At 73.3% G+C, this 19,129-nt stretch carries 20 protein-coding genes; 6 read left to right on the plus strand and 14 right to left on the minus strand.

Going from position 1 to position 19,129, the window contains the following annotated elements; all coding sequences use genetic code 11:
- Nucleotides 1–67: 67 nt before the first annotated feature.
- Entirely contained in the window at nt 68–1,498 is a 1,431-nt protein-coding gene (locus ACZ55U_RS21670; RefSeq protein ID WP_465527908.1) for an MFS transporter, read from the plus strand.
- A 95-nt stretch (nt 1,499–1,593) separates the two neighbouring features.
- Nucleotides 1,594–2,454 (plus strand): helix-turn-helix domain-containing protein, encoded by an 861-nt coding sequence (locus tag ACZ55U_RS21675; protein WP_465527910.1) that lies wholly within the window; start codon nt 1,594–1,596, stop codon nt 2,452–2,454.
- A gap of 96 nt (nt 2,455–2,550) precedes the next feature.
- Here the strand turns inward: ACZ55U_RS21675 and ACZ55U_RS21680 are convergent, their stop codons facing one another.
- The 10 genes from ACZ55U_RS21680 to ACZ55U_RS21725 form a co-directional block, all read right to left on the minus strand.
- Nucleotides 2,551–3,501 carry a 3-oxoacyl-ACP synthase III family protein gene (locus ACZ55U_RS21680; RefSeq protein WP_465527912.1) on the minus strand — a complete coding sequence of 317 codons (951 nt, stop codon included), beginning with the start codon at nt 3,499–3,501 and terminating at the stop codon, nt 2,551–2,553.
- Between the two features lie 142 nt (nt 3,502–3,643).
- The gene (locus tag ACZ55U_RS21685; RefSeq protein ID WP_465527914.1) at nt 3,644–4,624 is read right to left on the minus strand and encodes an aldo/keto reductase; all 981 of its coding nucleotides are present in this window, start codon (nt 4,622–4,624) and stop codon (nt 3,644–3,646) included.
- A 28-nt stretch (nt 4,625–4,652) separates the two neighbouring features.
- Nucleotides 4,653–5,192 carry a carboxymuconolactone decarboxylase family protein gene (locus tag ACZ55U_RS21690; RefSeq protein WP_465527916.1) on the minus strand — a complete coding sequence of 180 codons (540 nt, stop codon included), beginning with the start codon at nt 5,190–5,192 and terminating at the stop codon, nt 4,653–4,655.
- A gap of 129 nt (nt 5,193–5,321) precedes the next feature.
- Nucleotides 5,322–6,887: an FAD-dependent monooxygenase gene (locus tag ACZ55U_RS21695; protein ID WP_465527918.1), complete on the minus strand. Its 1,566-nt coding sequence runs from the start codon at nt 6,885–6,887 to the stop codon at nt 5,322–5,324.
- A gap of 3 nt (nt 6,888–6,890) precedes the next feature.
- Nucleotides 6,891–7,184 carry a putative quinol monooxygenase gene (locus ACZ55U_RS21700; protein WP_465527920.1) on the minus strand — a complete coding sequence of 98 codons (294 nt, stop codon included), beginning with the start codon at nt 7,182–7,184 and terminating at the stop codon, nt 6,891–6,893.
- A 33-nt stretch (nt 7,185–7,217) separates the two neighbouring features.
- Nucleotides 7,218–7,916, minus strand: coding sequence for a histidine phosphatase family protein (locus ACZ55U_RS21705; RefSeq protein ID WP_465527922.1), 699 nt, complete (start codon nt 7,914–7,916; stop codon nt 7,218–7,220).
- A gap of 11 nt (nt 7,917–7,927) precedes the next feature.
- Nucleotides 7,928–8,170 (minus strand): acyl carrier protein, encoded by a 243-nt coding sequence (locus ACZ55U_RS21710; protein ID WP_465527924.1) that lies wholly within the window; start codon nt 8,168–8,170, stop codon nt 7,928–7,930.
- A gap of 103 nt (nt 8,171–8,273) precedes the next feature.
- Nucleotides 8,274–9,275, minus strand: a complete 1,002-nt coding sequence (locus ACZ55U_RS21715) for a beta-ketoacyl-ACP synthase III (protein WP_465527926.1) — start codon at nt 9,273–9,275, stop codon at nt 8,274–8,276.
- Complete coding sequence (locus ACZ55U_RS21720; protein ID WP_465527928.1) at nt 9,272–10,306, minus strand: AvrD family protein; 1,035 nt, start codon at nt 10,304–10,306, stop codon at nt 9,272–9,274. Before ACZ55U_RS21720 ends, ACZ55U_RS21715 begins: the two co-directional genes overlap by 4 nt.
- Nucleotides 10,306–10,773: a PaaI family thioesterase gene (locus tag ACZ55U_RS21725; protein ID WP_465527930.1), complete on the minus strand. Its 468-nt coding sequence runs from the start codon at nt 10,771–10,773 to the stop codon at nt 10,306–10,308. The genes ACZ55U_RS21720 and ACZ55U_RS21725 overlap by 1 nt, the downstream gene beginning before the upstream one ends.
- 422 nt (nt 10,774–11,195) lie before the next feature.
- Here ACZ55U_RS21725 and ACZ55U_RS21730 point away from each other — a divergent pair, with 422 nt between their 5' ends.
- Entirely contained in the window at nt 11,196–12,173 is a 978-nt protein-coding gene (locus ACZ55U_RS21730; RefSeq protein WP_465527932.1) for an aldo/keto reductase, read from the plus strand.
- 72 nt (nt 12,174–12,245) lie between these two features.
- Here ACZ55U_RS21730 and ACZ55U_RS21735 read toward each other — a convergent pair whose 3' ends face one another.
- The 3 genes from ACZ55U_RS21735 to ACZ55U_RS21745 all read right to left on the minus strand — a co-directional run bounded on the left by ACZ55U_RS21735 (nt 12,246) and on the right by ACZ55U_RS21745 (nt 14,759).
- Nucleotides 12,246–12,956 carry a helix-turn-helix transcriptional regulator gene (locus tag ACZ55U_RS21735; protein ID WP_465527934.1) on the minus strand — a complete coding sequence of 237 codons (711 nt, stop codon included), beginning with the start codon at nt 12,954–12,956 and terminating at the stop codon, nt 12,246–12,248.
- Between the two features lie 247 nt (nt 12,957–13,203).
- On the minus strand, nt 13,204–14,136 hold the full coding sequence (locus ACZ55U_RS21740) for an NAD-dependent epimerase/dehydratase family protein (protein WP_465527936.1): 933 nt from the start codon (nt 14,134–14,136) through the stop codon (nt 13,204–13,206).
- Nucleotides 14,130–14,759, minus strand: coding sequence for a ScbR family autoregulator-binding transcription factor (locus ACZ55U_RS21745; protein WP_465527938.1), 630 nt, complete (start codon nt 14,757–14,759; stop codon nt 14,130–14,132). The genes ACZ55U_RS21740 and ACZ55U_RS21745 overlap by 7 nt, the downstream gene beginning before the upstream one ends.
- A gap of 131 nt (nt 14,760–14,890) precedes the next feature.
- On the opposite strand from ACZ55U_RS21745, the gene ACZ55U_RS21750 reads away from it, so the two are divergent.
- The 3 genes from ACZ55U_RS21750 (at nt 14,891) to ACZ55U_RS21760 (ending at nt 17,576) form a co-directional block, all read left to right on the plus strand.
- A complete protein-coding gene (locus tag ACZ55U_RS21750) occupies nt 14,891–15,847 on the plus strand; it encodes a ScbA/BarX family gamma-butyrolactone biosynthesis protein (RefSeq protein ID WP_465527940.1) in 957 nt (318 codons plus the stop codon).
- Nucleotides 15,848–16,090: 243 nt separating this feature from the next.
- Entirely contained in the window at nt 16,091–16,612 is a 522-nt protein-coding gene (locus ACZ55U_RS21755) for a SigE family RNA polymerase sigma factor (RefSeq protein WP_465527942.1), read from the plus strand.
- Nucleotides 16,602–17,576 carry a hypothetical protein gene (locus ACZ55U_RS21760; protein ID WP_465527944.1) on the plus strand — a complete coding sequence of 325 codons (975 nt, stop codon included), beginning with the start codon at nt 16,602–16,604 and terminating at the stop codon, nt 17,574–17,576. The genes ACZ55U_RS21755 and ACZ55U_RS21760 overlap by 11 nt, the downstream gene beginning before the upstream one ends.
- Before the next feature lie 218 nt (nt 17,577–17,794).
- Here ACZ55U_RS21760 and ACZ55U_RS21765 read toward each other — a convergent pair whose 3' ends face one another.
- On the minus strand, nt 17,795–19,057 hold the full coding sequence (locus tag ACZ55U_RS21765; RefSeq protein ID WP_465527946.1) for an MFS transporter: 1,263 nt from the start codon (nt 19,055–19,057) through the stop codon (nt 17,795–17,797).
- Nucleotides 19,058–19,129: the final 72 nt, after the last annotated feature.

Genomic DNA, 19,129 nt, shown 5'->3' on the forward strand with positions numbered 1-19,129 from the left:
TAGGCAGGCCGGGGGTAGGCACAGCCGGGTTCTGGCTGATCAACGGCGGTCGCACCAGGCTGGGACCATGACAACCGATACGGCCGTCGCTCCGGCCCCGACCGCTTCCGTCCGCATGACCGGCCGCCAGCTCACCGTCCTGGTGGTCCTGCTCGCCTCCCAGTTCATGATGGCGGCGGACTTCTCGATCCTGAACGTGACGCTGCCCCGGGTCGGCGTGGACCTCGGGTTCACGGCCGGCAACCTCCAGTGGATCACCACGATGTTCGCGCTCTGCGCGGCCGGCTGCACCCTGGTGTTCGGCCGGGTCGGCGACTACCTGGGCCGTCGGCGGATCTTCGTCGCCGGCATGGTGGTGCTGGCGGTCGCCTCGCTGATCGGGGGCATCGCCTCCTCGCCGGCGCTGCTGCTGGCGGCCCGGACCCTCCAGGGCCTGGCCACCGCGGCGATCACCCCGGCCGCGATGGCACTGCTGACCACCGCCTTCACCGAGCCCGCGATGCGCACCAAGGCGCTCGGCCTCAACGGCGTGATGATGAGCTCGGGCTTCACCGTCGGCTCGATCCTCGGCGGTGTCCTCACCGCCCTGCTCTCCTGGCGCTGGGCGTTCTTCATCAACATCCCGGTCGCCGTGGCCGCCGTCATCGTGGTGCCGATCGTGGTCCAGGAGAGCCGCGCCGAGAGCCGCGACCGGATCGACCTGCCGGGTGCGCTGCTGATCACCGCCGGACTGTTCTCCGGCATCTACGGCATCACCCGGGCCGCCGAGGACGGACTGGACGCCCTGGCCGTCGGCACCCTGGTGGCCGGCGCCGTCCTGCTCGCCGTGTTCTGGGTCGTGGAGGGCCGCACCGAGGGCGCCCTGGTGCCGGTGCGCATCCTGCGCCTGCCGGACATCGCCCTGAGCAACCTCGGCGCGCTGTTCATCTTCGGCGGCGAGACCGCGATGATCTTCTTCACCGGCCTCTACGTGCAGAACGTGCTGGACTTCTCCTCGCTGGCCGCCGGCCTGGTCCTGCTCGGTGTCGGCGCCGGCCAGATCATCGGCGGTACCATCGGACCGAAGATCGTCGCCAAGGTCTCGCCGCGCGTCCTGCTGGGCACCGCGCTCGCGGGCCAGGGCCTGTTCATGCTGCCCATGGTGTGGATGACGGACGAGTCGGTCTGGCTGGTCCCCGTGGTCGTCGCGCAGTTCGTCAACGGCGTCTTCTCGATGCTGGCGATGCTCTCCTTCATGGTGATCGCCACCTCGGCCGTCGACTCCTCGATGCAGGGCATGGCCACCGGCATGGCCACCCAGGCGCAGCAGGTCGGCATCGCCATCGGCATCCCGCTGCTGAGCGCGGCGTTCGCCGCGAGCCTCGGTGACGGCGGCGGGGCGGCCGACGAGCTGTCGGGCATCCACCTCGCGCTGTCCGTCGACGCCGGGCTCCTCATCGTGGCCGGCCTGCTGCTGTGGGCGGCACTCGGCCGCCGCTCCTCCTCGACCGCCGTCTGATGTGGCCCGATGACCATCTGCTGTCGCACGGTGGCCATCTGGTCTGGCTCGACGGCCACCTGACTCCCGTTCGGCCCCCGTGTGACACTAGGAGCGTGGAAAGACCAGTGAACACCGACCTGGGTAGCTACCTCAAGCGGATGCGCGAGCGGGTCCGGCCGGAGGAGATCGGGCTGGCGGTGCGCGGTGCGCGCCGGGTGCCCGGCCTGCGGCGCGAGGAGGTGGCGGCGCTCGCCGGGGTGAGCCCCACGTACTACACGCGGTTGGAGCAGTCGCAGACCGCGCACGCCTCGCCGGCCGTCCTGGTCGCGATCGCGCGCGCCCTCGACCTCAGCCCGGACGAGGAGGAGTACCTGCTGAAGGTGGGCACTCCGGTGACCGAGCGGGAGACGCCGGCCCGACGGGTCGACCAGATCAGCCCGTACACCCGGATGCTGGTGGACTCCCTGGGGAACGCGGCGGTGGCGGTGCTCAACTACCGCTGCGACATCCTCGGCTGGAACTCGCTCTACCACCGGCTGTTCGCGCCGCACCTGGAGTACGACGCACCGCAGAACGCGGCGGTGCGGCCGAACGTCATCCGGCTGAACTTCCTGGACGAGAACGTCCGCGGCCTGTACGTGGACTGGCCGCTGGAGGCCCGGTCGAACGTCTCGTACCTCCGGTTCATCGCCGGGAACCACCGGCACGACCCGCAGCTGGCCGAGCTGATCGGCGAACTGAGCATCGGGAGCGAGGAGTTCGCGAAGCTCTGGGTCAGCCACCGGGTGGCGAACTGCACGGTCGGGACGAAGACCTTCGACCACCCGAGCGTCGGGGAGTTCGAGTTGATGTACCAGTCCGCCGACCTGGGCGACGGGAACATCCTGAAGTTCTACCACGCCGAGCCCAACAGCCCGCACGACGCCGCGCTGCGGCTGATCGCGGTGGACCTGGACCCGGCCCACCGGTTCTGACGGCGCACGACGAAGCCGCCCGGCAGCGGACTCCTCGCTGCCGGGCGGCTTTCGCCATCAGGGTCGCGGTGGGACTCTCGGTGGGGCTCGCGGGGCTCAGACCACCTGGAGGGCGGTGACGCCCCAGGTGAACCCGGAGCCGGCGGTGGCGAGCAGGACGAGGTCACCGGAGGCCAGGCGGCCCGCCCGCTCCAGGTCCTCCAGCGCGAGCAGCGGGTCGACACCGCCGAGGTGGCCCTCGACCTCGTAGTTGAACACGCTGCGCTCGTACGGCAGTCCGAGGGTGTCCAGGAGCTTGTGCTGGGTGTTCCGGTTGCCGTGGGTGACCAGGAGGTAGGCCACGTCCTCCAGGTTCCGGCCGACGGCGGTGAGCACCTGGCCGGTGAGGGCGGTGAAGTTGGTGATGAACGCCTCGCCCAGGCCCTCGCCGCCCTCCCGGCGGAACACCTTGACCTGGTTCTCCCGGATCTCGCCGTAGTAGAGGTCGACGAAGTCCGGGTCGGTGCGGTTGGCCGAGCCCAGCACCTCGTAGCGCGGGTTCTCGGCGGAGACCAGGACGGCCGCGGCGCCGTCGGCGAAGTTGAAGAGCTCGACCAGGCCGCCCGGGCGGTCGACCAGCTCGCTGAGCCGGTCGGCGACCACGACCAGCGCGTGGCGGAAGGCGCCGGCCTTGACCTGGTCGTCGGCGATCCGGATCGCGGTGGGGGCGGCGTTGCAGAAGTTGGACACCTCGTAGCAGTGCGCGTGGCGGATGCCGAGCTCCTGGGCGATCTTCGCGGCCGGCGACCAGAACGGCGTCCCCCACTCGCTGGATCCCGCGTAGATGACCAGGCCGATGTCGTCGGGGGACACGCCGTTGCGGGCGAGGACCTTGGCGCCGGCGTCCCGGCCGAGGCTCCACGAGCTCTCCCCCGGCCCGAGTGCCGAGAGCCGGCCCGCGGGCAGGATGTCGTTGACCTTGTCCGGGTCGCAGCCGGATTCGTGGGCGAGCTGCTCGGCGGTGACCTTGCCGCTGCCGGTGGTGATGGCGAAGTCCGTGATGCCCATGGTGGTTCTCCGATTCGGTGTCGTGCCGGGTGGCTGCGGGCAGGGCCGAGCCCCGGGGCTCGGCCCTGTGGGGGGAAGGTCGAGCCCCGGGGTCGGGGAAGGGATTGTCGGTCGGCGGGGGGCGGCCCGTCGGGCAGGGCCGTCAGACGTACTCGACGACCGCGTGCGGGACGTAGGGGGCTTCCAGGCGGGCGAGTTCGGACTCGTCGAGTTCCAGGTCGAGCGCGGCCACCGCGTCCGGCAGGTGGTGCGGCGCGGTGGCGCCGACGACCGGAGCGGTGACGGCGGGCTGCCGGAGCAGCCAGGCCAGGGCGATCCTGGCCCGCGGGACGCCGCGTTCGGCGGCGATCTCCGCGACGGCCCGGGCGACCCGCCGGTCGGCCGCCTCGGTCGGCCCGTAGAACCTCTCCTGGATCGGGTCGCCGTCGGTGCGTGCGGACCGCGCGTCCCAGTCCCTGGTCAGCCGGCCGCGGGCCAGCGGGGACCACGGGGTGACGCCGACCCCCTCCGCGAGGCAGTAGGGGATCATCTCCCGCTCCTCCTCGCGGTTGATCAGGTTGTAGTGGTTCTGCATGCTGACGAACCGCGTCCACCCGTGCAGGTCGGCGGTGTACTGCGCCTTGACGAACTGCCAGGTGTGCATGGACGACGCGCCGAGGTAGCGGACCTTGCCGGCGGTGACGGCGTCGTGCAGGGCCGCCATGGTCTCCTCGACGGGCGTCTCGTAGTCCCAGCGGTGCACGATGTACAGGTCGATGTAGTCGGTGCCGAGCCGGCGCAGGCTCGCGTCCAGTTCGCGCATGATGGCGCCCCGGGACAGACCCCCGGACAGCGGCCCCGGTCCCATCGCCTCGTACACCTTGGTGGCGATGACGACGTCCTCGCGCCGGGTCAGCTTCTTCAGGGCACGCCCCAGGTACTCCTCGCTGGTGCCCAGCGAGTAGATGTTGGCCGTGTCGAAGAAGTTGACGCCGAGGTCGAGGGCCTGGGCGATGAACGGCAGGCTCTCCTCCTCCGGCAGCGACCAGGGGTGGGTGCCCCGGCCGGGCTCGCCGTAGCTCATGCACCCGAGCGCCAGCCGGGACACCTTGAGGCCGGACGAGCCCAGCCGTGCGTACTTCACGTCGTCTCCCCTCGGTTCCGGTGGCCGGTCACTTGACCTCGGTCAGCCGTCCCCAGGAGGCGATGCCCTCGTCGAGCGGGATCTCCAGGCTGGCCAGGAACATCGCGGTCATCGCGCTGTGGCCGGCCAGGTGGGTCACCTCGGCGATCTCGTTCTGCGAGTAGTGCTCGCGCAGGCCCCAGAACGCGTCGTGGCCGGCCTTGTGGAGCAGGATGCAGTCGTCGACGTAGCGGACCAGGGCGGCGCGGGACGCCGGCATCTCGTCGAAGCGGCCCTCCTCGATGGCCTCGATCTCGGCGTCGGTGAGTCCGGCCTTGACGGCCAGCGGGTAGTGCAGCAGGCGCTCGAACTCGCTGTCGCGCAGCTTCGCGACGCGCAGCACGATGACCTCGCGGTCCAGCAGGCTCAGCAGGCCGACGGTGAACGAGCCGCCCAGGGCGAGGTGCGGACCGGCGGAGCCCTTGGTGAGCAGCAGGGCCCGGGTCAGGTTGGACTGGAACTTCTCGTACACCTCGTGCTGCTCGGGCGTCATGTCGGCGACCTCGGTCAGGGTCACGCGCTCGGTCATCTCGGTTCTCTTCTCTGTGAGTTGCTGTTGACGGTGGTTCAGGTGGCGACGAGCACGCGGTGACGTCAGGCGCGGCGTCAGGCGGTGATGTCACGCGGCGGCGTCGGGTGGAGACGTCGGAGGCTCGTGTCAGGCGGTGACCAGGGCCCGGGCCGGGCTCGGCAGGTGGCACTGGTCCAGCGCCCGGTCGACGGCGCGGACGGCGGCCCCGGGCTCGCGGTCGTCGAGGTCGACGACGGTGTCCAGGTGACCGTCCGGGCGGACCACGAGTGCGCAGGGCGCCGGGCCCAGCTTGGCCGACAGCGGGCCCGGCGGCCGGCCGCCGAGGTCGGTGACCTCGGCGCGGTCGACGGCCTCGCCGAGCCGCTCGACCAGCTGCACCCACCGCTCGTACCGGTACTCCAGGCCGGGCCAGAGCAGCACGGTGTAGCGGTCGACGGCGAGGACGGGCGCGGCGGCGCTCGCGCGCCAGCCGAGCGGCAGCCGCTCGCCCGGGCCGAGGCCCCGGCGCCTGGGCCTCGGCCCGTAGTGGGTGTCGACCTGGGCGAGCTTCGGCGCCAGCACGCGCTCCAGGAGCTGGGTGGCCGAGCCGAAGCGGTAGGCGATGTCCCGGCCGATGATCTGGTGCGGCTTGCTGTACAGGCCGATCCGGGCCAGCCGGGTGGAGAGCCCGGCGACCGTCTCGACGGCCGGCCGGCGCTCACGGTCGTAACTGGCCAGCAGGCCGGGCCGGTAGTCGCCGCGCAGCACGCCGGCGAGCTTCCAGCCGAGGTTGACCGCGTCCTGGATGCCGGTGTTGACGCCCTGCGCGCCGGAGGGGCTCATGGCGTGGGCGGCGTCGCCGACCAGGAACACCCGGCCGCGCCGGTAGGTGCTCGCCGACCTGACGTGGGCGGTGAACACCCCGCTGAACCTCATCTCGCCGAGCCGCCGCTCGCCGGGGACGCGTTCGGACAGCAGACGTTCGAAGAACGCCCGGTCCGGCTCGCCCTGGTAGCCGTCCGGCACGCTGGCGCCCACCCGGAAGACGCCGCGGCCCAGCGGGGCGAGCACCATGTTGCCGGTGCGGGTCAGGTAGTAGGCGGCCTCGCTGCTGGTGGTCTCGCCGACCAGCTCCGCGTCGGTGATCGCCAGCCGGGTGCGCATCGTGCGGCCGGCGAACTCGAAGCCGAAGGCGGGGCGGACGGTGCTGTTGTAGCCGTCGGCCCCGACCACGTAGTCGTACGAGCGGGTGGCCGCCGCGCCGCCGGGTCCGCGCAGGACGCAGTGGACGGCGGCGTCGGACTGGGTGCCCTCGACGAAGGCGTGGTCGTAGCGGATCGTGCCGCCGAGCGCCTCCAGGTGCTCCTCCAGCACGGCCTCGGTACGCCACTGCGGGATGGTGATGGCGAACGGGTAGCCGACGCCGCGCAGCCGGTCGAAGCGGACCAGGCCGATCATCTTCTTGTTGGAGTAGTAGTTCATCTGGTCGAAGTAGTGACCGGCGGCCACCAGCTTCTCCCCCACACCCACCCGGTCGAGCAGCTCCAGGATCCTCGGCCAGAGGATGGTGGCGCGCGAATGCGGGCTCTCCCGGCGGGCGTTGGAGATCACCTCCACCTGGACGCCGTGGCGCAGCAGCTCACAGGCGAGCACCATGCCGACCGGCCCGGCGCCCACCACGAGCACCCGCGGCTGTCCGTGCTCCTCGGCCACGGGTCAGCCGCCGATCTCGGCCAGTCGGTGCACCCGGGCCGGGGAGCGGAAGGCGCCGTCGACCTCGGCGAGGAACGCCGCGGTGTACTCCTCCTTCATGTGCAGGTCGATGGCGTGCTGGTCGGCCCAGTCCTCGACCAGGACGACGGTGTGCTCCTCGGCCTGCGAGCGGAACGCGTCGAAGCGCAGCGCGCCCTCCTCGCGGCGGGTGTGCTCGGCCAGTTCCTGGAACGCGGCCAGGGTCGCCTCCATCCGCTCGGGGACGACGTCGAAGGTGACGATGATCTGGATGGTCATGCCGGGGGCCTTTCGTTTCGGGTCATCGAAGGGTCATCGGAGGGTCGTGAGGGCGGTCACGGGGGCGGTCATGGGTGCGGTCGTCGACGTGGCGTCGGAGGTCGTCGAGGACGGCGCGACCGGCCCGTCCTCGCACTCGTGCGGGGCGAGGTCCCACCGCCACCGCTCGATCCGCAGCCCGCCGTCCGGGGCGGGAGCGGCGTCCAGCTCGACCGCGCGGCAGTTGCCGACCATCGCTCCCCCGGGGCCGCCGGGAAGCGCTCCGCGCAGCAGGTTCAGCACGCCCCCGTGGGTGACCACCAGGACGGGTCCCCGGTGGTCGGCCGCCGCGAGCCGGCGCAGCGCGGCGACGAAGCGCCCGCGGGCCTGGACTCCGGTCTCGCCGCCGGGCGGGCCGTAGCCGGGGTCGGTGAGCAGCCGGCGCATGTCCTCCGGGTGCTCGGCGGCGTAGCGGGTGCGGTCCAGGCCGTCGATCGTGCCCAGGTGCCGTTCGCGCAGCCCGTCGAGGGTGGCCAGCGGCAGGCCGAGGCGGTCGGCGGCGGGCCGGGCGGTGTCCACGGCCCGCGCCAGCGGGGAGGCGTGGACGGCGGCCCACCGACCGGGGGTCAGGCGTTCGGCCGTCTCCCGGGCCTGGCGCCGGCCTTCGGCGTTGAGCGGGGTGTCGGCCTGGGCCTGGAAGCGGTCGCGGGCGTTGAGGTCGGTCTGGGCGTGGCGGAGCAGGACGAGGCGCACGGCGGTCGGCCTCAGGCCGCCGCGCCGAGCGAGCTGATGGTCTCGGCGGCCTCGCCGACGGTCTGGCCGGCGTCGAGGACGCCGTCGCTGATGGAGATGCCGAGGCGCTTCTCCAGGATCAGCGACATCTCCAGCAGGGTGAGCGAGTCCACGGAGAGCTCGTCGAAGGCGACCTCCGGGGAGACCTCGTCGGCGGGCACCTGGTACTTGGTGGTCAGGATCTCGATGATCATCTCGGTGACGGTCCCGGTCATTTCTCGGTCTCCTCGTGCGTAGGGGTGGTGGCCGGTCGTGCGTGGGGTCGTGGCCGGGCGGGTGCCCGGGGCGAGGGCGGGCTCAGCCCGGGTGACAGCGGGCTCAGCCCGGGGTGACGGCGGGCCAGGTGAGGGTCGCCGACCCCCAGGTGGCGCCGCCGCCGAAGGCGGTCAGCAGCACCCGGTGGCCGGGCCTGAGCCGGCCGTCGACGGCGCCGTCCGCGAGGGCCAGCGGGATGGAGGCGGCGGAGGTGTTGCCGACCCGGTCGATGTTGAGGACGGCCCGGTCGGCGGGCACGCCGAGTTGCTCGGCGACGGCGTGCACGATCCGGACGTTGGCCTGGTGGGCGACGATCCGGTCGACGTCGGCGACCTGCCACCCGGTCCGTTCGAGGACGTCCAGGGAGGACTCGGTCATCCGGCGCACGGCGGTGAAGAACACCGACTTGCCGTCCATCCGGAAGTAGGCGTCCTCCGCGCGGGGCGGCCGGCCGCTGGTGCGCTCCTCGGAGCCGCCGCCGCGGACGGTGATCAGGTCGGCCATGGTGCCGTCGCTGCCGAGACGGATCTGCCGCACGGCGCCGGGCTCCTCCGGCCGCCCGGCGCGCAGCACCACGGCTCCGGCGCCGTCGCCGAAGATGGCCCTGGTGGAGCGGTCCTCGGGGTCGAGGATGGTGCTGAACGTCTCGGCGCCGATGACCAGCACGCTCTCCGCCTGGCCGGCGCGTACGGCGGACACCCCGGCCTGGAGGGCGTAGAGGAAGCCGGAGCAGACGGCCGCGACGTCGAAGGCCGGTACCCCGGTCAGTCCGATCCGGCTGGCGACCGAGGGCGCGGTGGCCGGGCACAGCCGGTCGGGGGTCGTGGTGGCGAGCACCACCAGGTCGACGTCGGCCGTCCCGGCGCTCTTGAGGGCCCGCTGACCGGCTTCGACGGCGAGGTCGCCGGTGGTGGTGCCGGGGTCGACGACATGGCGCTGGGCGATGCCGGTCCGGGTGCGGATCCACTCGTCCGAGGTGTCCAGCCGCCGGGCCAGTTCGGCGTTGGTCACCACGCGCGGGGGCACGGCGGCGCCGACGCCGGTGAGGACGGCCGCGCGGGTCACCGTGCCACCGCCTCGGGGGCCGTCAGCGGGTGGCCCGCGGGGAGCCGGTGGGTGACGGCGCAGGACAGGTCGATGCCGGCCACGTCGGCGGTGATGGTCATGGTGCGCCAGGTGTCGCCGTTGAGCCGGAGCAGGTCGGGTTCCGTCAGCGCGGTCGTGACGGGCACTCCGCCCGCGTACGGGCGGCGCGGGCCGGCCGCGGTCATCACGGTCTGGCGCATCCAGAGGGTGTCGCTGTCCTGGCGGCGGACGCCGTCCATCTCGTAGAGCATCACCTGGGCGAGCTGGAGCGCGGTCACGAAGGCGTCGACCATGGTGACCGACGGGCCGTGGCCGGACTCCAGGCCGCGCGGGGCCGGGCCGGCCGGTTCCTCGTGCTCGATGTCGAGCCGGGCGGTGGCCAGGAGCGCGCCCTGGTCCACCGCGACGTCGCGGATCAGCTGGCGGCGGGTGGTGAAGCCGTGGTCGTAGTACCGGTCGGCCGCCGGCCCGAGCGCCTCGGCCGGGTTCGCGTACTGCCACTGGCCCGGGCTCGGGTTGCCGCTCGGGTGGACCAGTTCGCAGCGGACCCGCATGGTGCCGATGGCGCAGTCGATCACCGAGACCGACCAGCCGGGGGCGCCGTCGAGCGCCCTCAGCCGGCGGCGGGTGGCGACCGCCTCCAGTCGGTCGAGGTCCTCCTGCGGGCGGTTGCCGGCGGTGATCCGGACCTGGCGCAGCCAGGCCTGGCTCAGGTCGTCGCCGCGCCGGTCGGACAGGCAGAGTTCGGCGAGCTGGGCGGCGAGCACCAGTCCGTCGACGGTGCTGAAGTGGGGCCGGAGGTCACCGACGGCCTTGCGTGACCAGTCGGCCGGGTAGCGGACCCGGACCGTGGCACTGGCGCCGGCCACGCCGTCCGCGGTGCGGGCGACCCGGATCCGGCTCAGGTCGTAGTGGACCCGCCGGAATCCCCGGCCGAAGAAGCGGCGGTCGCCGGGGCCGAGGCGGTCGTCGACCGAGGCCAAGAGGGTGTGCGCGACCTGAGTGGTCATCAGTCTTCCGTCCGTCGGGGGGCTTCCTGGGGCTGGCCGGCCCGGCGCCGGGTGGCGCCGCGCCGGATGACGCAGGTGAGCAGCGCGGTGCAGGTCCGCTGCCCGGAGTCGTCGGTGATGGTGATCTGGTACGAGGCCACCGACTCCCGTTCGTGCAGCGGCCGGCACTCGCCGGTCAGGGTGCCGGAGGAGACCCAGCGGTGGTGCGTGCAGGAGAGATCGAGGCCGACGGCGGTGCCGTCCGGTCCGGCGTGCACCAGCGCGGCCAGCGAGCCGAGGGTCTCGGCGAACACCGCGTTGGCGCCGCCGTGCAGGATTCCGGCGGGCTGACGGTTTCCGGTGACGGGCATCGTGCCGGTCACCAAACCGGGTTCACAGGTGTGGATTTCGATTCCCATGCGCTGGGTGAGCTGTTCGAGTTCGTAATCGGATTCGACGGGAACTGGCCCGAGCGTCATGCGGGACATCACGGCATCCTTCCGCCCGTGGGCACGGGCACAGGAATGGCGGGAAAGGACCGTTCGGCTGGAGGGGATGAGTCCGGTGGAATTCGGCGGCGCTGCGTGGTCGGCACGGTTCGACGAGGGCGACACTGCCCGCGAACCCGACCGCCGGACCGGCGCTGCGGAATCGGACGACTACGAGTCAACACGATCGATGGGGACCGAACAAGAACGTGGCCGATAGCTGCCACGCGCCGCTCGGGGGCTGCCGGACTCCCGCTCCGGGGCGGCCGCGACCAGGGACGGAGGCGGGTACGACGGTCCGTCAGAAGGGTTTTGTCACCGGGCCGTCGGCTGTGGTTGTCTGCTGCCGTCAGGAACCGGCGGGTGCCGTCGAAGCCCCCGCCCGGCTGTCATTCGTTCGCGAAAGGCTGGTCTTCCCCACCATGCAACACGCATTTCTCGGCGAGCTCGAGGTGTCCCGTATCGGGCTCGGCGCGATGTCGATGTCGGACTACTACACCGGTGCCGGTGACGACGACACGGAATCGGTGCGAACGATCCACCGCGCGCTCGATCTCGGGGTGACCATGCTGGACACCGCGGAGATCTACGGCCCGTTCGCGAACGAGGAACTGGTCGGCCGGGCCATCGCGGGGCGGCGCGACGACGTGGTGCTGGCCACCAAGTTCGGGCTGGTCGCGCACGGCGGCGCCGGCCCGAACGTGCTCGACAGCTCGCCGGCCAACGTCCGTGCGGCGGTGGAGGGTTCGCTGAGGCGCCTGGGCACCGACCGGATCGACCTGTACTACCAGCACCGGGTCGACCCGGGCACGCCGATCGAGGAGACGGTCGGCGCGCTGGCCGAGCTGGTCCGCGAGGGCAAGGTGCGGTACATCGGCCTGTCCGAGGCCGGGCCGCAGACCGTCCGGCGCGCTCACGCGGTGCACCCGGTGACGGCGGTGCAGACCGAGTACTCCCTGTGGACCAGGGATCCGGAGGCGGCGCTGCTGCCGCTGCTGCGCGAGCTCGGCATCGGGCTGGTGGCGTACTCGCCGCTCGGCCGCGGCTTCCTCACCGGGGCGATCCGCTCGACGGGCCAACTCTCCGCCGACGACTTCCGGTTGACGACCCCCAGGTTCGCCGAGGGGAACTTCGAGGCCAATCTGCGCATCGTGGACGAGGTGGAGCAGGTCGCCGCGGAGGCCGGGGCGACGGCGGCCCAGGTCGCGCTCGCCTGGCTGCTGGCCCAGGGGGAGGACATCGTGCCGATCCCCGGCACCAGGCGCAGCGCCCGGGTCGAGGAGAACGCGGCGGCGGACGCCGTCAGCCTGACCGCGGCCCAACTGGCGCGGCTCGACGCGCTGCTGCCGCCCTCGGGGGCGCGCTACGCCGAGCAGGACCTCGCCCGGACCGGTCTCTGAGGATCACGGCCGGGGCGAGCCGTCCGGGCCCGCCCCGGCCGCCGCGGACCGGCGTACGGATCCGGCGATCCGTCAGACCCAGGTCCGCCGGGCGGCTTCGGCGCCGGCCTGGAAGCGGCTGCGGGCGCCGAGCCTGGTCATGAGGTCGGCGATGGTCCGCCGATTGGTGCGCACGGAGAGCCCGGTGCGCGCGGCGATGGCGGCGTCGGTCAGTCCCTCGTCCAGCAGCCGCAGGACCTCGCGCTCCCGCCGGTCCGGACCGGACTCGTCCTGCGCCTGACTGCTCTGGCCCAACTCCCCTCCTTGCTCCCAGAGTTGTTCGAAGAGCAGGCGGCAGGCGGCCACCGGGGCCACGCCGCGCAGGAGCACCCAGCCGGCCTGTTCGGCGAGCGGGTCGGTCGGGACGATCGCCGCGTCCCGGTCGGCGACGGCCATCCACAGCGGCGGCCGCGGCACGGTCAGGAGTTCCACGCCGAGGGCCGCCATCCGGAGGGCGCTGCCGCCGTAGGCGGGGTCGCCCAGGTTCTCGGGCCCGAGCGCGCGCACCCGCACCCCCCGGTTGACCAGTTGCGCGCCCAGGAGTTCGAGGCGGGTGCGGAGCCGGGGGTCGACCGGTGCGCTCGGCAGCACCAGCAGGACCTCGCGCACCGCCCGTCCGGCCAGCGCGCCGAGCCCGTCGAGCAGTGCGACCGAGTGGCCGGGGATCGGCACGGGCCCGGCCTGGGGCAGGGCGCGCGGTGAGGCGCCCCGACCGCCCTGCGCCGGCACCTTCCAGCCGTCCACGGCCGCGGCGCCCAGGCCGGCGGCCGATTCGCGCGGCCCGTTCCCCGGAACTCGATCGCCAGGCCCAGCCAGTACCTGAACCTCAGACGCGCCCATCACTCCCCCTGTCAACATTCGAGCGGCCGAGCCGGAGGAGTTCATGACACCCGTTGTCCGGTCGCCCCACTCGCCCGGCAGCAGAGAATACAGAACGTTCTCATTGTTTTTATGTGATGGCGCTCACAGGATCTTCAGAGGAACGCCCTGCTCAAGGGCGGCCCAGAGCCTCCCGGTACCACGGGGCCGCGTCCACGATTCGAGCCAACGGTCCGGGCCCCGCTGGGCAGTTGGCGATCCGCCAGATCTCCTCGCTGCGGTACCAGTGGTCCCGGGCGACCAGGGCGAACTGGCGCTCCGACATCCGGCCGGGGTTCGCCGCGAGCATGCGCAGGCACTCCGCCCACGGCAGGTCCGGCCCCCGCGGCGCGGCGAGGACCCCGCAGCCGTCCAGCGCCGCCAGCAGGTCCCCGACGCGCACCGGTTCGGGATGGCCGGCGTGATGGACGCCGGACGGAGCCGCGTGCTCGCCCGTCGCCAAGGCGCCGATCAGGCGGGCCAGGTCGTCCCGGTCCACCAGGGACAGCCGGGCCGACCCGCCGTCCCAGACCGCCGGAACCCGGCGGACCAGTTCGTCCAGCGCGGGCACCACCCACCGGTCGCCCACCCCGGTCACCAGACCGGGCCGCAGCACGACGCCGCCGAGGTCCAGGGCGAAGCGTTCCCCCAGGAGCCTGGTCCGGCTGGCCTCCGACACCGGCACGGCCGGCACCCCGGCCACCTCGATGCCCGAGTGCGGCCCCTCCCCGTAGACGGCGGCGGTGGACAGGTGGACGACCCGGCCGACACCGGCCCGGGCGGCCGCGGCCATCAGCGCCTCGGCCCCGCGGACGTTGACCGCCTCGCACTCCTCGGCGCCGCCGCCCACCCGGGAGGCGAGGTGGACCAGCACCTCGGCGCCGTCGCACAGCCCGTCCAGCGCCGCACGGTCCGCGAGGTCGCCCGCCACCCACTCCACCCGCCCGTCGGCCTCCGGCACCCGGCGGGCCAGCGCGCGCACCCGCGCACCGCCGTCGGCGAGGGTCCGCAGCACGGCGGAGCCGATGAAGCCGGTCGCCCCGGTGAGGGCGACCCGGCTCAGCACGACCGCTCCCGGGACCGCTCGGCGTCCAGCACCAATCCCTCGCGCACCTTGGGCGTGGCGATGCCGGGCAGCAGGCAGCGCCAGAGGTTGGCGATCCGCTCCGGAAGGTCCACCCGGCCGCTGGCGATCTGCGACATCACCTGCGAACCGGTGAACCCGGCGACCAGGACGGCGGCGAAGACGCCCTCCTCCGCCTCGGGCAGCAGCTCGCCGGCCGCCCGGGCAGCGTCCAGCTCGGCGCGGAAGCACTCGATCCATTCCTGGTAGATCGAGTACTCCGACAGCCCGGACTCGCCCTGCTCCACCGCCAGCCGCACACCGGCCCGGAACACCACGTCCCGCTGGAGCTCCCGGGCGAGGTAGAAGGTGAGGTCGATCAACTGCTGGAGCCCGAGGGGCTTCTGCGGTATCCCCTTCAGATGGGCCGCCTGGTACTTGATCACCGCCCGGGCCAGCCCCTCCTTGGACTTGAAGTGGAAGTAGATCGCGCCCTGAGTGGTCGCGGCGCGTTCCGTGATCCGCATGATCGAGCCGCCGGCGTAGCCGGATTCGTCGAACACCTCCGCGGCCGCCTCCAGAATGAGCTCCCGGGTACGAACCGCACGCTGCTGTCTACCTGCCATTGACGCCTCCCCAGCACCACTTCGAATACACACCCCGGCATCGGCGCCAGCCCTCGTTCGCTATATTCGGCGCCGCCCGCCGTTACGGATACGCGGCCGAAAGAGCACCGAGCGAAGGAAATTGCACCACCATGTCCGATATTGAGACCCTCCCGGAACTGGCCCCCCACCACGCCGTCACCCAAGACCTCGTCCACAAGTCGGACGCGAGCGAGGTCCTCCTCACGACGTGGCACCGGACCGGACCCGACTCGTTCTCGGTCACCGCACACTGGCCTGCCGATCGGCCATTCTACCGATCGGCCGACGGCGGCTTCGAACCCGTACTACTGACCGAGACGGTCCGTCAACTCTTTCCTTTGATCTGCCATGTGGGCTACGACACACCGTTCGACCACCATCTGGTCTGGGAGCACTTTCGGTACGACCTGGACCCGGCGGTGCTGCGCCCCGACCACGGACCGGTCGCCGTGGAACTGCGCGTGACCTGCTCCGACCTCGCCCGCAGGAGAACCGGTCTGGCCGGCATGACGATGGACGTGGACCTCCTGCGCGACGGAATTCCGCTCGCCTCGGCCCGCTCCCGGTTCACCGTCCAGGCGCCCGCGGTCTACCTCCGGCTGCGCGGCCCGAATTCCGACCGGGCGGCCGCGATGGCAGCCGCACCGCCGGCCCCGGAAGGAATTCCAGCCGTCCGCACCGGACGCCCGGCCGAGGCCGACGTGGTGCTTTCCGAAATCCCGCCCGGGGATATCCCGGACCGAATAGCAAACGAAATGTCCGAATTTCCGGGGGACGGCGCCGGCGGGTGGTGGCTGCGGGTGGACACCGCCCACCCGACGTTCTTCGACCACCCGGTCGACCACGTTCCGGGCATGCTGCTGCTGGAGGCCGCCCGGCAGGCCGCCGGGGCCGTGCGGCATCCGCTGCCCACCCCGCCGGCGGCCGTGTCCGCCGTCTTCCACCGCTACGTGGACCTCGACGCCCCCTGCCGCGTCACGGCCGCGGTCGAGTCGCCCGCACTGGTCCGGGTCACCGCCGAGCAGCACGGCCGGATCTGCTTCACCGCGGACGTCGGCACGGCGTGAACCGGTGAGGCCGCGAGCCGGTGAGCCCGTGAGCCGGTGAGCCCGTGAGCCGGTGAGCCGCTGAGCCCGTGAGCCGGTGGAGCGGTGAGCCGTCCTCGTCGACCGCCTGGCAGCCGGCGCCCGGCCCGGCACCACGGTCCGGGCCCCCGTACGCACGGCTCCCGCCCGGGCCGCCGCGTGCGCCCGTCCACCGGAGCGGGCCCGAGGTCATCCGTTTCCGGTGGCCGGAGCGTCCTTGCGGGTATGAAGCGCGAATCGCTCCGCCCGGAGGGCTCCGGATCCGACCCGTTCGACGCGTTCGTCGCGGCCCGGTACCAGCCGCTGCTGCGCGGGGCGTACCTGATCACCGGGAACGTCCACGACGCCCGGGACCTGCTGCACGACGCCTTGGCGCAGGTGTACCCGAGACGGTCGGCGATCCGGGACACGGCCGCGACCGAGGGGTACGTCCGCCGGACGATGGTCCGCACCCACATATCGCGGTGGCGCCGGACCAGGCGCGAGGTGCTCACCTCCACGCCGCCGGACGGCCCGGCGGTCCAGGACGCCGAACGGGACGACGAGTTGGCGAGGGCGCTGGCCGGGCTGCCGCCTCGGCAGCGGGCGGCCGTGGTGCTGCGCTACTACCTGGACCTGCCGGTCGCGCAGGTGGCGGAGGAGCTGGGGTGCACGGTGCCCACGGCGAAGACCCACCTGGCGCGCGGGATCAAGGCGCTTCGACAGGAACTGGAACCGGTGAGGGAGTTGGTGGGCCGTGGACGCTGAGGACAGGTTCGAGGAGGAGCTGGTCACCCGACTCGAAAGGCGCGCGGCGAGGGTCACCGGCTACCCCCCGACCGCCGGGCTGCGCGAGGCCGGGCAGCGGCGGGCCCGCCGGCGGACCACCGTACGGGTGGTGACGGCGGCGGCCGTGGTCGCCGTCGGCGTGACGGCGCTGACGCAGCTCGCGGGCGGTCTCGGGCCCGGCCGGACCGGGGCCACCGGGCTGCGCGTGACCGCGGCCGGCCCGAGCGCGAGCGCGACGGCGGGCGCGACGGCCACGCGGTACCTGGCCGTGATGCTGGACTGCGCGAACGGGCCCACCTCGATGCGGACACCGGGCTGGCACCAGCACCCGACCGGGCTGCCGTGGGATCCCACGCCGGGCCTCCCGTCACCGCAGGCACCGACGTCCGGGGCCACCTCGCCCACGGGGCCGGCGCCGGACCCCTCGTCGTCGGGCTCGCCGTCGATCGGCGCTCCCTCCCCCGGGGCCCCCTCGTCGCCCGGCTCGCCCACCGCCTGGGCCGTCCACCTCGACCCTCCGCCGGCATCGGGCGATCCGGTGGAACTCCGTGCGGCACGGGCGGGCCAGGCCATCGAGGAGCTGGCGATGTCCGACTACCCCGACCGCTACTTCGGCACCTGCCGCGACCGGAACACCGACACGCTCTACGTGATGCGGGTCCCCGGCAGCGACCTGGACACCGCCGTGGCCCACCTGGCGGCGGCCGACTGGCCCACGCTGAAGGTGGCGTTCGCGGACGCGGCGGGCTCCCGCGGCCAGCTCATGGCGCTCGTGAAGCGGATCAACGCGGACGCCGACGAGTGGCGGGCCAAGGGCGTGGTGATCGAGTCGGCGACCCTCGCCGTCGACGGCGCCGGCGTGGTGGTCGACACCCCGCAGTGGCAGTCCGCGGGGGCGGAGATCAAGGCGACGTACGGCCCGCTGGTAGCGGAGGTGCGCTGAACCCTGTCCGGCCGAGCACCGGGCGACGGCCGGGGCCCGACCGCCGCCCGGTACGGTGGCGACGCCCCGACCGCCGCCCGTCAGGCGGCGGGGCGCCGGGCACCGAGGGCGGGCAGCAACGGCGGCATCCACCCACGCGTCATGGCGGTCCGGGCCGTCCGCCGCCCCGGCACCGCGCGGCGGCGGTTCGGCGGCGGACGGGGACCGAACGGCGGCCCCTACGCCAGGTCGCGCACCCGGCGGATCGAGCTGCCCGCCAGGATCGCCGGACTGGCCAGGCTGCACACCGCCAGCAGGACCAGCGCCGTCCGCGGCCCCCAGGCCGTGGAGGCGGCGCCCGCCAGCAGCGCGCCGACCGGAATGGCGCCCCAGGAGACGAACCGGACGGTGGCCATCACCCGGGGGAGCAGCTCGGGCGGGGTGTGGGTCTGCCGGTGGGTGCGGGTGACGATGCTGGTGACCACGACGCCCGCCGAGAAGCCCGCGTTGCCGACGGCGAAGACCACCACCGCCCAGCCGGAGCCGGCCGCCGGGAGCAGGAAGGTGAAGAGCGCGGCGACCAGCGCCGACCGGCGCAGGGCCGCGCCGCTGCCGATCCGGGAGACCACCCGGGGAGTGAGGGCGGCGCCGACCAGGCTGCCCAGGCCACCGGTGGCCATCAGGGCGCCGACGGCGGCGGGCGGCGCGTCGAGGGTGGTGACCAGGAACACCGGGGTGAGCGTCATCAGCCCGCCGGCGACGAAGTTGACCGCGGTGGCGTCGGCGGCGCACGGGCCGATCACCGGGTGCCGGGTGACGAAGTGCCAGCCCTCGCGGATCTGTTCGCGCATCCCCGCACGGGCCGGGCCCCCGGTCGGCCGTCCGGCGCGCGGCAGGCTGCGCAGCAGCGCGGCCGAGACGAGGTAGCTGACCGTGTCCAGCACCATCGCTGCGGCGCCGCCGACGAGTTGGACCAGCACCCCGCCGAGCGAGGGGCCGGCCAGCTCGGTGGCGGCACTGCTGCCGGAGAGCAGGCTGTTGCGGGTGGTCAGCTGCTCCCTGGGCACGATCGAGGGCAGGAAGGTGGAGTTGCCGACGTCGAAGACGACGCTCGCCAGACCGACCAGCAGCGCGACCGCCACCAGCTGCGGCAGGCCCAGCACTCCCAGGAAGGCCGCCACCGGCACCGAGGCCACGGCCAGCGCGCGCACCAGGTCCATCACCACCTGGGTGCCGCGCAGCGGGAGCCGGTGGACCAGGACGCCGGCCGGCAGTCCCACCAGCAGCCAGGCCAGGTAGCCGGCACCGGTGATCAGGCCGACCTGCCAGGCCGTCGCGTGCAGGGTGAGCACCGCGATCAGCGGCAGGGCGACGGTGGTCACCTGGTCGCCGAGGCGGCTGACCAGCGATCCCGTCCAGTAGCGCCAGAACACCCCTGCCCCGCGCGCCGGTTCGCGCTCCGCCCCGCGGTCCACCGCGGCCGCCGCCGTTCGCGTCGTCACATCCACCCTCGGTCCCACCCCTTCTGTCGCGACCTGCCCACCCGTCCGCGGCGCGGCTGCGGCCGTGCGCCC

The organism is Kitasatospora sp. NPDC034533 (assembly GCF_055575155.1).